10 protein-coding genes and 1 pseudogene are annotated in these 14,620 nt (G+C 45.1%); 1 reads left to right on the forward strand and 10 read right to left on the reverse strand.

The window, feature by feature from the left end:
* Window positions 1–137: 137 nt before the first annotated feature.
* The 3 genes from ACFVTB_RS20925 to ACFVTB_RS20935 form a co-directional block, all read right to left on the reverse strand.
* Complete coding sequence (locus tag ACFVTB_RS20925; RefSeq protein WP_387753494.1) at window positions 138–710, reverse strand: YdcF family protein; 573 nt, start codon at window positions 708–710, stop codon at window positions 138–140.
* 181 nt (window positions 711–891) lie between these two features.
* Complete coding sequence (locus ACFVTB_RS20930) at window positions 892–1,143, reverse strand: hypothetical protein (RefSeq protein WP_387753497.1); 252 nt, start codon at window positions 1,141–1,143, stop codon at window positions 892–894.
* 43 nt (window positions 1,144–1,186) lie between these two features.
* On the reverse strand, window positions 1,187–1,504 hold the full coding sequence (locus ACFVTB_RS20935) for a hypothetical protein (RefSeq protein WP_387753499.1): 318 nt from the start codon (window positions 1,502–1,504) through the stop codon (window positions 1,187–1,189).
* Window positions 1,505–1,654: 150 nt separating this feature from the next.
* On the opposite strand from ACFVTB_RS20935, the gene ACFVTB_RS20940 reads away from it, so the two are divergent.
* Entirely contained in the window at window positions 1,655–2,332 is a 678-nt protein-coding gene (locus tag ACFVTB_RS20940) for a hypothetical protein (RefSeq protein ID WP_387753502.1), read from the forward strand.
* A 79-nt stretch (window positions 2,333–2,411) separates the two neighbouring features.
* Here the strand turns inward: ACFVTB_RS20940 and ACFVTB_RS20945 are convergent, their stop codons facing one another.
* The 7 genes and pseudogenes from ACFVTB_RS20945 to ACFVTB_RS20975 all read right to left on the reverse strand — a co-directional run bounded on the left by ACFVTB_RS20945 (window position 2,412) and on the right by ACFVTB_RS20975 (window position 14,597).
* Complete coding sequence (locus tag ACFVTB_RS20945) at window positions 2,412–7,283, reverse strand: S-layer homology domain-containing protein (RefSeq protein ID WP_387753505.1); 4,872 nt, start codon at window positions 7,281–7,283, stop codon at window positions 2,412–2,414.
* Between the two features lie 485 nt (window positions 7,284–7,768).
* Window positions 7,769–9,121 (reverse strand): LLM class flavin-dependent oxidoreductase, encoded by a 1,353-nt coding sequence (locus tag ACFVTB_RS20950; RefSeq protein WP_387753507.1) that lies wholly within the window; start codon window positions 9,119–9,121, stop codon window positions 7,769–7,771.
* Window positions 9,122–9,179: 58 nt separating this feature from the next.
* On the reverse strand, window positions 9,180–10,508 hold the full coding sequence (locus ACFVTB_RS20955; protein WP_387753510.1) for an LLM class flavin-dependent oxidoreductase: 1,329 nt from the start codon (window positions 10,506–10,508) through the stop codon (window positions 9,180–9,182).
* A gap of 63 nt (window positions 10,509–10,571) precedes the next feature.
* Window positions 10,572–11,507, reverse strand: a complete 936-nt coding sequence (locus ACFVTB_RS20960; protein WP_387753513.1) for a glycine betaine ABC transporter substrate-binding protein — start codon at window positions 11,505–11,507, stop codon at window positions 10,572–10,574.
* Window positions 11,508–11,528: 21 nt separating this feature from the next.
* Window positions 11,529–12,182 carry an ABC transporter permease gene (locus ACFVTB_RS20965; protein WP_387753516.1) on the reverse strand — a complete coding sequence of 218 codons (654 nt, stop codon included), beginning with the start codon at window positions 12,180–12,182 and terminating at the stop codon, window positions 11,529–11,531.
* A 38-nt stretch (window positions 12,183–12,220) separates the two neighbouring features.
* Window positions 12,221–12,955 (reverse strand): annotated as a pseudogene (locus tag ACFVTB_RS20970) (ABC transporter ATP-binding protein); the annotation flags it as partial.
* 556 nt (window positions 12,956–13,511) lie between these two features.
* On the reverse strand, window positions 13,512–14,597 hold the full coding sequence (locus tag ACFVTB_RS20975; RefSeq protein WP_387753518.1) for an SIS domain-containing protein: 1,086 nt from the start codon (window positions 14,595–14,597) through the stop codon (window positions 13,512–13,514).
* Window positions 14,598–14,620 lie beyond the last annotated feature (23 nt).

The following is a 14,620-nucleotide window of genomic DNA, read 5'->3' on the forward strand; positions in this document are numbered from 1 at the left end:
CCATTAAAGCCGGATTCCTTTATGTTTATGGTAAGGAATCTGGCTTTAATGGCGAACACTGCCGTTTCTCCAGAATCCCTCTGCCCATTCGCTTTACTAAACTTTTCTGTCAAGCGCTGATTATAAGTTTGATCCCATTATTTAATAAAATATTTATAGTAAGCTGGGAATTCTCGTACAAGGGAGTAAATATCTCTAAGTTCAAAGATGTTGGCATGAGCGGAATACACTTCTTTAATATCCATTTTTCTAAACGCTAGTTTTGTCCTGGATACATGATAATATTGGGTAATAATCATAACGGAGTCTAATTCTAATTCCTCCATTATCTTGCTTGTATTTTGAGCGGTTAAGTAAGAGTTGTATCCATTATTATCCTCAATAATTTTATCTTCCGGTATCCCTTTATTGATTAAGTAAGATTTCATAACCGCTGCCTCATCGAAACCTTCCTTGCCGATACCGCCGCTTACAATAATAAAAGTATAATAGCCCCCGTCATAAAGCTCTACGGACTTATCCAATCTTGCTTTTAATCGTTCAGAAGGCTGCCCATTCAATTCTACTTTGTTTCCTAGAACTACAGCTGCGTCAACAGGCTTCAATTCGTCCTTCAACCCATCTATTATCACGAAAGCAGTGTGCACGATAAACCAGATGAAAAGGCCTGCTGCTGCGATTAAAAATCGTTTAATAAAAACAGATTTCAATCTCTCACCTACATTCGTTCAGTTTTATGCTATATTATCATATTTAGGTTGAGGTAACATGACATGCTTCATATCTTACCTTTTAGTTCATTGATCTATCCTGCCTGTTACTTTAATTCAAGAAAGGCAGCCGATTTTGTTGCCGGCTGCCTTCATGTTGTGGTTGGACTTTCTTTTACCGTCAGCTCAAAGCTCCTGTTATTTTAAATGCCTGCTTTAAGCAAGTAAGGGGGTCTAATTTTATTCCCATTTTATCGTTGAACACTCGGTAAATAAGAACAGCTAGTTCTGTTTCAGACTTACACGATGAGGATTCCTCAGCTATTTCTCTTACCTCAATGTTATATTCATCTTCTGGAGCACCTCCTGCTAATAGACCAACAGGATCCCAATCATTAATTATTTGGGTCAGAAACTTTATATCTATGTTCACCTATTCATCACCTTCCAATATGCGCTATCTAAACCCATTGAAGTCAATGGTTTAACTTATCTAAACCTAATTGAGCAATAAGACTGTCTCCATCTTGAAGATTAACTACGGAATGTTTGGTAGTATAGTTCCAGCCAATGTTGATGGCATGTTTAATTAACTTTGCACAGACTATCGGTTGACAAAGATTCGTTACCCAGTTGCTTTTCCAAGTAAAGCGTATTAAGAAATATGATGTTTTTGTTTCAGATGGGGATATTTTAAAACTAATAAACTCGTTTTCAGGTCTTTGGTCAATTACGCAAAGAAACTGGTAATTGTTCACTACAATCTTCTTAACTTCTTTTGTAAAAAGCTTCAAAAGTTTAGCGCTCCTCGATCAATAATGATCAATTGATAATTCCACAGACAGCCAACTGCAAACATTTTCCCACGACATCAATAATTTGTCACTATAATCCACTCGATTATTAACTGGACTAGGCCTAATGATGACAGAGAGGAGCATTTCATGAAAACATATTTAATAGGAAGTATTGCAGCTATAGTGATCGTTGGAGGAGTAATAGCGGGTGGTAGTTATTATTACAACACTAAGGAGTCTCACAAGGATAATCAAATTACAACAGAGGTCACGCCTCCCGTAGCATCTGCTCCCTCTCCCACACCATCAGTCACGCCTGTTGTTGAGGTAGAGCCAGAGCCAATTGAACAGCCAACTTCTGAGTCTACATTTATTTTAGATCATATTGTGAACGACGAATCGATTCGAGAGCAATTGTATCGAATGTACGGACGATTCAATGGTTTGGTAGGAACTTATGATAATTATAAGAAGACCTCTGCGGAAGAATGGAAAGAACTCTTAGGTTATACATTCTTGAGTCCCGACGTTTATAAACAGTTTTCTCATGTAACATCAAGTGAGTTGTTAAAGAAGGATTTTTTAAATGTTGCTGATCTTGTAGCTTTTGCAAATAAAGGCTTAGAGGATGGAATTCCTTCTAAAGATGATATTAAAGCTTTGCTATACGCTTATGAAATTGTTAATGATGTCCAAGCGTGGTCATTACCTCAGCAGGGAGATAATTTAAAGGTTCGAAAGAAATTTGGTGCTTCCTATGCTTTAGAAAACCATGATCAAGCTGCGATAATTGAAGAATGGTTAAGGGACCTCGACACCCTGTAATCAAAGCAATTCTTTTTGTTAAAAAAACAAGCCGACATCTTTGAGAGATCGATGTCGGCTTGTTTCTATAAATTATAAATTACAAAATTCTGCTCAGGATGATAGCTGCCTCTGCCCGAGTGGCAATTCCCTTTGGCTCCAATTGACCATCATATCTTCCCTTCAACAGTTGCAACTGTTCTGCTAATCGAACCGATTCAATCGCCCATGGTGACACAGCCGATTCGTCGTTAAATGAAGACGCTGAAGGACTCGCCTGGACCGCATTCTTGATTGCGTAAGCACGCATCAACATCGTGACCATCTCTTCCCTAGTAATCAGAGCATTGGGTTGAAACTCGCTATCGCTATTGCCCTGTACAATACCTGCTTGATTCGCTGCAGCAATCGCAGGTGCATACCAATCGCTTGGCGCAACGTCTGAAAAGCTCGTTTCATTAACTGACGTCAGCTTCAGCATTCTGACGAGCATTGCCGTAAACTCAGCGCGACTAATGGAACGATTCGGTTCAAACCTTGTTGTACTTGTGCCGTTAATAATCTGTTTAGCCGAAAGGAGCTGTACGGCATCGAATGCCCAATGCGAAGCTAATACATCATCGTATTGTTTCTTGTATGCTAAAACCGCATATTTGCCGAACTGACGAATATCGGCCACGAGCTCTCCATTAATAAGCTCTCCGCCAATGTATTCCAAAGTCCCATTGTCTGCGTAATAATAAATGCCTACCAGATTTGGATTTAAGTCTGCATCTACCTTTAATGAAATTCTCAAAGGTGAATTTAACCTGCCAATGCTGCTTGTTTGGCCACCCTTTGTAACAGAAGAGAGATGAACATCGATCGCTCTGCCTGATAATTTAAGCTGCCCCAGAGTTTGCTTCTCTCTATTGGCAATCATTGCTTGAGCTTCCCCGTCAGATAAGAAAGTTAAGGTCAATTGCAGAGTACTGTCTTGGCGTTCTGCGGACGGCAATGATCCCATTAATTGATCAATTGCAGCAGCAGGAATATCTAACGATACATTGCCGCTTTTCACCGTCAATTTATTCTGGCCCAGCAATTCCACCGTGTTGGATGGAAAAATGATCAATGTCGTATCTGTAGGAACGGAAACGATAACTCTGCCATCCTTCGCCAGCTTCGCAAAGTCTTCGCTCTTCACAACTTGCGCAAATTCCGGAATCTCTCCTGTGCTACTCGTATTACCGGAGTTAGCGTTGCTCCCAGAGTTGTTCCCGGAGTTGTTCCCGCTGTTGCCGCCCGTGTTACCCCCAGGATTTCCCTCTGTGTTGCCTCCCTCATTACCGCCCGTGTTACCCCCGGGATTTTCCCCCGTGTTGCCTCCCTCATTTCCGCCTGTGTTGCCCCCAGGATTTCCCCCTGTGTTGCCTCCCTCATTACCGCCCGTGTTACCTCCAGGGTTTTCCCCTGTGTTGCCACCCTCATTCTCATTACCGCCTGTAACTGTTCTCGAAGGAACAACTACCGCGATGCTGCCCGTATTGGCCGTTGATCCGTCGGATAGTCTAGTCACAGTCAATACAAGATGAACAGTCGTCTCTTCAACCGGAGGAACGATCTTACCGTCTATGCCAATAATATTAGGATGGTCGGAGCTTTCAATCGCTACTGTAAAACCAAAAGGAACGGCAGGCAGCGTCAATGCCGAAGCGCCTTTAGCAGGCGCTTGTATGACAGTGATTCCTTCTGCGATATCAGATGCAGTTATATCTACAGGAGTCGCAGGCAAAACACGATATTGTTTCCCTGCTTCGGTATGAAAGCTTACGAACTTCCCGTCAAGCTCATACTCTACCGTATTACCCTCGCGATCAACGATGCTGAGGTCATTTGCCGGCCATGGGTTTTCCAGCTTGACTGGTTTTCCAGCTTCGCTAGTAATCTCAATATAAGTGACCGTATCATTGATTAACTCGCTTGAGACTAAGAAAGCGCCTTTTTCACGCAGCCTTTTAAAGCTGGCATCCTTGCCTTCAGGCCACACTGGAAAAACCTTAATAATCCCGCCATCGCTCTGTACCATCATATTATTGATAGCTTCAATGGCCCCAGCCTTCTCAATGCCATGATTATCATCGATTACTCGAAGATTTGGAGCAAGCTTGGGAGCAAGCTGCTGTTTTAATCTATTAATAAGATTCTGTGCGGGGTAACCGACCCTCGCCGCCTGATTAAACACTTTTGGAAAGCTGTTTTCTTGTCCCCATGAATCCATAATATCCAATGTATCCATTGCAATTTTCAGCTTGCTAGGATCGGAATAAATGCCGAGCACTTCACCAGGGTGTATGAATTCAAGATTAACGGTATTGTCTCCCGGATGAATATCGCGGTTATCGTTGGATGTACCTGGGTCAGCAAGAGAATAGACCGTTTTTCCGTTGTATTGAGAGGTTGGCTGATCAGCAAGATGATCCAGAATATGTTGCCACGTCACTCTTTTATCTGCATCCACTTCTAAATCTTCACTTGCTGTTATTAAATGAGATAACAAGTATCGCAGCAAACCTAAATCCGAGCTTGAATTTTTAGCCCACGTATCCTCATGATGCCCCGAATAAATTACATATTTCCCCGTCGATTGTTCATATTCCAAGTAATGCTCGAAAAATTCCGCAGTGTCCTTCAAGAAGTCATACGCCGTGTCCCGTAAAAAATCTTTATCCTGCGTATAATCATAATAGGCAACAAATTGCGACGCGGAAAATAAAGAATTAACGACCTGATGCCAGTAATTATCATCCGTTGTAGAACCAAAAGGACCAATCCCGACAGGGAACAGCAAACCAGGAATTCCGCCGCTTAAATTACGCGAGTCGATATAATCCGGTTTTACTCTTCGTAAATCTTGCTGCGCCCGCCTTTTTGCTTCGGGAACGTAATCCAGTAATAAATCATACATCGGCAACGCTAATTCAGCGCGGTTGCTAGAATATACGCCATAGAAAGGAGCTGTAAAGTTATAGTTTAAGTGCATATCTCCATTCCACTTTGGTTTGTCAGTCGTAGCCCAAATGCCGAATACCCCTGGGGCAACCTTACCCTCTCTGCTTGATGAACCCATAAAATACAAAGAGCCATAATAAAATTTTTCTAGCAAATTATCATTAAGCTTAATATAAGATTTCAACCAATAATTTTTCCACCACTCGCGATGCTCCGCAAAAAGGATGTTTAACGATACATCATTTTGGCCGCCTGCGATCCCCATAGCTTCTTCCAAATGATTGACCGGGTTCTGTCCGCCGCCGCCAACCGCTGTAACGACCTGCACCTTCTGTCCCGGCTGCAGGACGAATGTTGTCTTAGCGCCTCTTTCTTTTGAAATGACCTCGGAATTTGTGTTGTCCGCTCCTAGAATACGAGTAGTCAGAGCAGCTCTCGAAACCCACTGGCCTCCAGAAGGCGTCTCACGGGTAACCCAGATGGCGTCGCCATCCACGCCGGCATTGGCAGGATACGACGGATTGGCGCCCATAGCTGTTATAACTTCCAATTCCGCCGGATCGCTTCCTAACGAGGTTAGCTCTGTAACCATAAGATTATCGTTCGCCGCAGTCCATGTTTTCATCATGACGTCAACTCCGCCCAGATTCATCCACGTATCAATCTCGGCATTGAGAATGTTCTGCTCCTCTTGGAAGAAGCCTGCTTCCTCCTCTGGCTCTTCTGTAAGGGTTGGAAACTCATAAAGTTCAATTTGACCAATTCGCGCTCTTGGACTATCGCTGCCTTGAATGGGTTCGGTTATATAAAGTCTAATATATCTTGTTTTAATCGGGGCAATTGTTCTATCTGTTAGGTTTGCTGCATTATTCGTGACGCTATCGACATCTGTCCAATTACTTCCGTCATCGCTTATTTGTAAAATAAAATCTCTCGTATTATTAGCATACTCGCTAGGCCTTGCAGCCCCATCATGCTTAACAATATACCTGGAGATCGTTTTCTCTTTACCTAAATCAAATGCAATCCAGTTTGGTTGGCCTACGGATGTAACCCATCCTTCATATCCGCTTTTCCACTCTCCGTTAACCGCTCTATCGGGAGTAAAGTTCTCATAGTGGTTGTTAGCTGTAGTTATTGCACCCAGAGCTAAATTACTATTAGATGGACGCTCATAGAGTTCAAATTGACCTATCCGGGCTCTTGCACCATCACTGCCCTGAATAGGATCCGTAATATGAAGTCTGATATACCTTGTCATAACAGCTTCAATATTTCTATCCGTCACGTCTGCATTATTATTCGTTACGGTATCAATATCAACCCAATTCAATCCATCGTCACTTGTTTGCAAAGTGAAAGCTTTGGTATTGTTAGACTTCTCGTTAGGTCTTGCTGCTCCGTCATGCTTGACGATATATCGGGATATCGGCTTGGGCTCTCCTAAATCCAAGGCAATCCATTGCGTCATACCTAAATCTGATACCCAGCCCTCATAACCGCTTGCCCATAACCCAGTAACAGCTCTACTTGGACTAAAATCCTCATGTTGACTGCTCCCTGTAGCAATAGCATTCACAGCGAAATTTTCTCCAAGATCCTCTATCTGATCATCCTGAGCCGGCCTGATCGTTACATTTCCCAAGCCAGTAAAACTAACACCCGGTCTCGCCGTCCAAAAATCACCTTTCGAGAGGTAGAAGGTTTTAAACCCTTTGCCGCCAGCGGAGGTGACGCCAATGTCTCCGTTGCCAAGCAAAGCTGTATCTGGCATTCCGTTAGTTACGGCTCCGGCATAAGACTGATCTGTCCAGACTCCTTTAATTCCTGATAATAACTGCTGTACCTCATCCCACTCTTGGTCGGTTGGTTCAGAGGCATTGGCCTTGTTATCCAAACCCGGTAAATACGTAAACGCCATTGATAATATAACTAGAACAGACAATAGCTTTTTAGAAGATACGAGCTTATTTTGAATCATAGAATAATAAACCTCCTATTAAAAAGTATATTCTCATGCAATGAAGCGCTTACAAAATTGAGCATTAAAGCTACCTTACTATTTGACAATCCTCTTTCTATACCAGAACGCCCGTGCATCATTTTCCACTAATAATGCCCCCTTAAAAAATATATATTGAAGCACTTCCAATTTGCTTGAAATGTCAGCGCTTACAAAAAGAATGAATAAAAAAACTGTATTATTTATATGATACAGTAATCGATATTCTGTATTATATTTTATATCCAGATAATAAGATAAAGTTTCTACTGTGTCAATTATATTTAAATAATTAATTATATACTACTACAGATGATACAAAAATATGAGTAGCAGAATACTGGCTTTCGATTTAACCTTTTCTCAAACGTATCGAAATAAAGCAAAAAATAGCGGCGATAGAGATAAACTCTCTATCGCCGCTATTTCCATTTTTATTCGAGTTAAATGCTCATTTGGAACAGCTACGCGCGGGAAGAAGCGTAACGATTGACGGGACGCTGCAGCCCCAGATGGTCGCGCAGCGTTCGTCCGGTATACGCTGTACGGAATACCCCTCTGCGCTGCAGCTCAGGAACAACCAGATTTACGAAGTCATCCAAGCCGCCCGGCAGATGAGAGAACGAGACGTTAAAACCATCAGCCGCCCCCTTCAGGAACCACTCCTCCATAATATCGGCGATTTGCTCCGGCGTTCCAGCAAGTGAGCGCTTGTTCGTCACCCGCTCATACAGCTGGCGGAGCGTCAGTCCCTTATCCATCAGATCGATGATCCCCTTGAGGACGGTTTTGCTCTGATTATATTGATCGAGATCCGGCCGGAACGGCAGCGGCTCATCCAACGGATAGCCCGAGACATCCTGTCCGAGATGATGCGATAGGATATCCAGACCTAACTGAGGTGGTGTTAAGCTCTCAATGAGCGCTACCCGCTCCTTCGCCTCTTCCTCTGTGCGGCCGATAATCGGCATAATGCCGGGCAATATTTTCAGATCGTCGCGGCTCCTGCCGTACTTCGCCATTCTCCCCTTAAGCCCCTCGTAGAACTGCTGACTCACCTGCAATCCCTCGGCTGAGTATGAACTTACAAGGGCGAAGACAACCTCCGCTCGAGCTGCGGCCATATCCATGCCTGCCTCTGAAGCTCCTGCTTGAACCAGTACGGGATAGCCTTGAGGGGGTCTTGCCACATTGAGCGGACCATGAATCTGGAAGTTATTTCCTTTATGTTGAATCGTGTGAAGCTTATTCTTATCCGCGAAATACCCGCTTTCCTTGTCCAGCAGAAGAGCATCATCTTCCCAGCTGTCCCAAAGCCCTTGCGTCACATCGACGAATTCCTCGGCCCGTTCGTATCGCTTCGCATGTTCCAGATGCTTCTCACGACCAAAATTGCGCGCTTCTTCATCCGTTTGCGAGGTCACGATATTCCAGGCGGCCCGCCCATTACTGAGGTAATCCAGTGTAGCTAGCTTCCGGGCGATATGGTAAGGCTCATTATAGGTCGTCGATATTGTCGCTGCCAGCCCGATATGCTCTGTAGCAACTGCAAGCGCCGAAAGCAGGGTGATCGGCTCAGGACGAATGCTGTTGGCATGACTGATACCAGATCCGAAGCGATCCCACACATACAGCTCATCAGCATAGAAGAACATATCGAATTTACCGCGTTCGGCTGTCTGAACGATGTTCTTATAATAGTTGAAATCAAGCACTCCCTGGGGATTCGAATCCGGGTGCCTCCAACTCGAGATTTGTCCCCCTGCCGGAAAAAACATCATCGCCCCAAGCGCCATTTGACGTTGCTGCTTGCTCACTTTATTAGCCTCCCATTCACGTGCTGATAGATTAAATCTTCATTCCGCTATACTTATCCTAACGTGAATGTCGACTGGCTGGCCGTGTCAGACCGAGCGTGTCCCGCAGTGTACCGCCAGGATATTCCGTACGGAATAGTCCCCTTTGCCGCAGCTCCGGCAGCACTAGCTCTATAAAATCGTCAAGGCCTCCAGGGAGATGTGCGAACGGCATAATGAATCCGTCGGCTGCCTCTTCTTTGAAATAGGTTTCCATCACATCCGCTACCTGCTCCGGCGTGCCCGCAAAGCTGTTATTATAGATAGCTTTGAACAACTGACGCGGCGTGAGGCGCTCTTTTTCCAGCAGTTGAATAACACGTTCAATTCGACTCTTGCTCTGATTGTTATTTTCCTGGCTAGGAATGAAAGGCAGCGGCTCGTCCAACGACAGATGAGAGATGTCCTGGCCTAGATAATGCGACAGCAAATCCCGGCATAACGGATCGGGAATCAGGTCCCCAACAATCTCAAGCTTTTCTTTGGCCTCAGCCTCTGTCCTTCCTACAATCGGAATAAATGACGGCATGATTTTCACTTCATGCGGCTCTCGCCCATATTTGGACAAGCGTCCCTTCACATCCCGGTAAAAGTCCTTTGCATCCTCCAGTGGAACGAATGGCGAAAATACAATCTCGGCAGTTCTCGCTGCCAGTTCCTTTCCGGATTCAGAAGCACCTGCCTGAACTAGAACCGGATGGCCCTGCGGCGGTCGGGATACGTTAAGCGGTCCGCGCACTTTGAAAAACTCACCGGAATGATTCAGATAATGTACTTTCTCGGGATCAGCGAACTCCCCCGATTTCTTATCCAATACGATGCTGTCCTCTTCCCAGCTGTCAAACAGACCCAACGTAACATCAACGAATTCGGCTGCTCTTCTATAGCGCGTGCTATGCTCCAAGTGCTTTTCTTTATTGAAGTTTCGTGCCTCTTCATCTGCCGAGGAGGTAATCACATTCCATGCAGACCGGCCTTTGCTAAAATGGTCCAGCGTTGCCATCTTCCGAGCAATATGATACGGCTCGTTGTACGATGTAGAAATCGTAGGCGCAAGTCCGATATGCGTCGTAACGGCCGCCAAAGCGGCCATTAACGTGATCGGCTCCGGACGGATGCTATTGGCCCCGCGAATACTGGAATCATAGCGATCCCAGACGTACAGATTATCCGCATAAAAGAACAAATCGAATTTGGCGCGTTCCGCCGCTTGAACAATATTTTTATAGTAATCGAAATCCAGTACTTGCGAGGCGTCCACCTCCGGGTGCCGCCAGCTGGATATATTTTCTCCGGATGGATAGAACATCATGGCTCCAAGAGACATTTGTCGGTTATGATTCCCCATGTACGTGCTCCTCCCAACAATACGGTCTTTATTGCAAAATGCCTTCTGATTATTGAATATGAATTATTTCAAAAATCCTTCCTGTTTCAACCACGCTCTAACTACATCCTCCGGCTTTTTCTCCTCAGCGTCCACCTGTCTGTTCATCTCGCGAATGGCTTCGATTGAAACCTTGTTGCTCAGCTTATTGAGCACTTCTTTTAGTTCAGGATGAGCTTCCAGTGTCTCATTGCGTACAAGCGGTGCGGCATAGTAAGGAAGAAAAATATGCTTATCATCCTCTAGTGGGACGAGATTATTTACCTCAAAAATGCCTTTCGTAGCAATTGTTATCATCACATCCGCTTCTTTATTTTTAAGAGCCTCCAATTGCAGCGTCGGGTTGGAAATACCGACAAGCTCCTTGAACTTAAAGCCATATGCTTCATTAACTAGTCTATATCCGTCCGGACGGCTGGACTTTTCGATCATCGGGTCTGCCGCAAATTTTAATTGACTGGAATGCTCCGCTAACTGAGTAAGGTTGGCAATCCCGTATTGATCGGCAACTTCCTTGCGCAAAGCAAATGCGTACGTACTGTCAAACCCAAGCGGATCCAGCATGGTCAAATTTTCCTGCTCCTCCAGCATTTTTTTCACCTTGTTATACACCGCGTCAGGATCACGTTCAGGCTCCTGCTTTAATATATTCATGAGAGCTGTGCCGGTATATTCCACATAAACATCGACATCGCCCTTCTTAACTGCTTCCCAAAGAATACTATTATCGAGCTTCACGGTTTCTACATTAATTGAAGTGTTTTCCTCCACAATCTGCTTAAGCAGCTGCTGCATAATATTGGACTCCGTATTGCCTTTAGTCGCGATAACGATTTTAGAAGGTTTGGCGTTACTGCAGCCAGCAGCAATAAGTACAAGAATAGTTAATAACAGAATACTTATAGCCTTAAATGCACGCCCTTGCGATTTTTGATTTCCTAGTTTCTTAGATGTGTACATAAATCTCTCTCCGCTTCCTAGTTAATTATTGGATTTATTCTTTCTCAGCCCTTTTGGCGTTAGAAGTTGATTAAGTTGAAGCAAACCGATATTGATGAGGACCACAAGCAAAGATACAGGAATTGCCCCTTCCAAAATTCGCGCTGTGTTCATATCATTAATCCCGGCCGTAATAACGTCCCCAAGGCCGCCAGCAGCAATGAAGGTTCCTATTGTAGCCATACTAATCATCTGAACAGCCATAAGCCTTACTCCTGCTAAAATGTAGCTGCGTGCAATTGGCACTTGAACCATCCATAGCAGCTGCCAATTTGACATGCCCATCCCTCGGCCTGCTTCAATCAGTGCAGGACTGACAGAAGTAATCCCCACATACGTGTTCTGGAGGACCGGCAAAATGCCATAAAAGGTAAGCACGATAAGAGCCGGTTTAAAACCGATGCCCAACACAGGAACCATAAAGCCGAATAGAGCCAGAACGGGAATCGTCTGAATGGCGGAAACGACTGTAATAATAGAATTGGCCAATTTTTTATGACGGGATAGATAGATTCCGAAAGGTATGGAAATCAGACAAGCCAATGCTAGAGAAAGAAGTGACAGCTGGACATGCTCCAACGTCTTTTCGAGGACTAATGGCCAATCCTCCTGTATCGTGTTCCAAAAATGATTCAAGCGATAACCTCCTGCTCTCGGCCAGATTCTGCAGTAAACCGTTCCGGTCCGATAAACTCACGGACAAAATCGCTGGCCGGACTTTGCAACAGATGCACGGGCGATGCCGCCTGCACAATTGTACCGTCTTTCAGCAAGACGACCTGATCGGCAATCTTCAAAGCCTCATCAATATCATGCGTGACAAACACAATCGTTTTCTTCACATGTTGGTTTAGATGAATCAGCTCTTTCTGCAGCTGAATGCGGCTAATAGGGTCCAGCGCACTGAACGGCTCATCCATCAATATGATAGAAGGATCTGCTGCCAACGCTCTCGCCACACCGATTCGCTGCTGTTGACCGCCGCTTAATTCATGCGGGTATCTTTTTCTAAATTGCGACGGCTCCAGCCCAATCAATTGCAGCAGCTCATCGATCCTGTCAGACAGCGCATTCTTCGGTTCGCCTTTCAGACGGGGAATGAGCGAAATATTGTCCTCGATCGTCATATGCGGAAATAACCCAATCTGCTGGATGACATAACCGATATTACGCCGCAGCTCTACCGGATTCAGTGAGCTGATGTCCGTTCCTTCCAATAATATTTGTCCGCTCTCAGGCTCGATAAGGCGGTTGATTAGTTTTAGAATCGTCGTTTTGCCGCATCCGGAAGGTCCAATCAGCGTCACAATCCTCCCTTTCGGAATCGTCAAATGAAATTGGTTCAGGACAGCGCCCCCGCCGCCGTAGCTTTTGCTCACTCCTTTAAACTCCACAGCCGTATCGTTCATCCTCCTACATCCTTTCTCCAAAAGAAAAAAGGACTCACCTTCCCGTCGCGTCAGTTAACAGGAAAATGAGACCTCCAATTGGTATGGTAGACCTCTAAATTATTAAATTGTGATAAATAATAATCATAATATAGTATTATATTCATTTCGAATAGATTGTCAACTATTCTTATCGGTTTAAATAATTTTAATTAATCTTTTCACCTGATGCCCGTTTCCCATGCGATCGGCATAAGGCAGATCTCATTTTGCAAGCATATGATCTTACCTGTTTTCAATTTAGGGTTTATTGAATGAAGGTAATAGATTAAATGTACAACTTGGAGTGCACTCCAAGTCAAGCAGCAAGATCTGTCATCAGTTATTATTGTTACTCACTATACAAACATCGCGACAAAAACAAAAGCCATTGAATTCCAAAAGGATGAAACAAAAGCCGCCAAACTTGCAACGGCTCTCCCTTTTGAAATCAATGACTTTTTCTAGCAGAAGGCGGCGGTGCGTTTGTTCCCGCACCTGAGCACATCCGGCAGCGACCCTGTAATTGATCCCGGTCTTAGGCGTAGTCCCCCGGTTGCGTCTTGCTCTTCATAGCTACCCCGAAGTCGGTATAGATTCGCTGGGTCAGATCGATTCCTCTCGCCCCTGCAATATGATGAGCTAAAATCTGGAACGGGATAATCATAAGGAACGGAGCCATGAACTCATCCAGGCTCACTTCCAGACCGATCGTACGGTCGTTCTCTGCTTTACCTAACGTAACGATGTAGGTGTAGTTCGTAATTCGGCTCTCGTACGCGATCAGCAGCTCCATCTTCTCCTTGACCGGACTTTCCGTTTCAACGAAGAAAATACGATGCTCTGGATTGACCTCAAGATACGGTCCGTGCATGAAGGCCTCCAGGTCGATTCCCTGCGACGGCATGCGAACCGTTTCCGAAAATTTGGTTTCGAATTCCTTAACCGTTCCGACAGTAGGTCCGTAACCGACGGCGGAAAATCTGGGCGCGCTCGCCAAATCATCCTTGTGCCGCTCGAAGAACGCCTCCGTTTTGGCGATCGCTTGCGGTATGGCGGACACTGCGGCGCGGAATTGATCGAGATGGGCCTGCTCCTCCCGCTCCGTCAGCGTTTTTTTCGCTACTGCCGTCTTGAGGCCGGCGAGCATCAGCGTCAATACGGTAGCGATAAACCCTTTGGTCACGTAGCCGACTCTTTCCTTGCCGCAGCCGATATCCAGCGTCAAATCGGCCGCTTCGGAAATGGCCGTTGTCACATCGCTAGTGAAGGCGACCGTTTTGAGGCCGGTTTGCTTGCGAATCCGATGCAGGGCACCGATCGTTGAAGTGCTCTGGCCGCTTTGCGAAATGCCGATGACCAGATCGCAGTGCGGGCTGATTTTATCATAATGCGTAAAATTGAACGGTTCTTTGACGTCAATGCGCACATCCGCTACTTTCTCGATATAATACTTGGCGCTTAGCGCGGCATTGATGCTTGAACCGGTCGCCAAAATAAGCCATTCCGTCTTATTGTCCGCCGCCAGCTCCGAGAAGGCCTCCACATTGCGCGGATAGCTGTCGAGAATACCTTCGGTTACCGATTGCTCTTCTTGAATATAGGTCATCATTGTCGGTTTCATCGATAGTTCCTCCTATACATAGC

The organism is Paenibacillus sp. NPDC058071, from assembly GCF_042885235.1.
In the GTDB taxonomy this organism is placed as follows: domain Bacteria; phylum Bacillota; class Bacilli; order Paenibacillales; family Paenibacillaceae; genus Pristimantibacillus.

Excerpts from the sequence above, each read along its gene's own strand:
- ACFVTB_RS20940 (WP_387753502.1), top strand. The coding sequence starts at position 1,655 with ATGAAAACATATTTAATAGGAAGTATTGCAGCTATAGTGATCGTTGGA.
- ACFVTB_RS20945 (WP_387753505.1), bottom strand. The coding sequence starts at position 7,283 with ATGATTCAAAATAAGCTCGTATCTTCTAAAAAGCTATTGTCTGTTCTA.
- ACFVTB_RS20960 (WP_387753513.1), bottom strand. The coding sequence starts at position 11,507 with ATGTACACATCTAAGAAACTAGGAAATCAAAAATCGCAAGGGCGTGCA.
- ACFVTB_RS20975 (WP_387753518.1), bottom strand. The coding sequence starts at position 14,597 with ATGAAACCGACAATGATGACCTATATTCAAGAAGAGCAATCGGTAACC.
- ACFVTB_RS20955 (WP_387753510.1), bottom strand. The coding sequence starts at position 10,508 with ATGGGGAATCATAACCGACAAATGTCTCTTGGAGCCATGATGTTCTAT.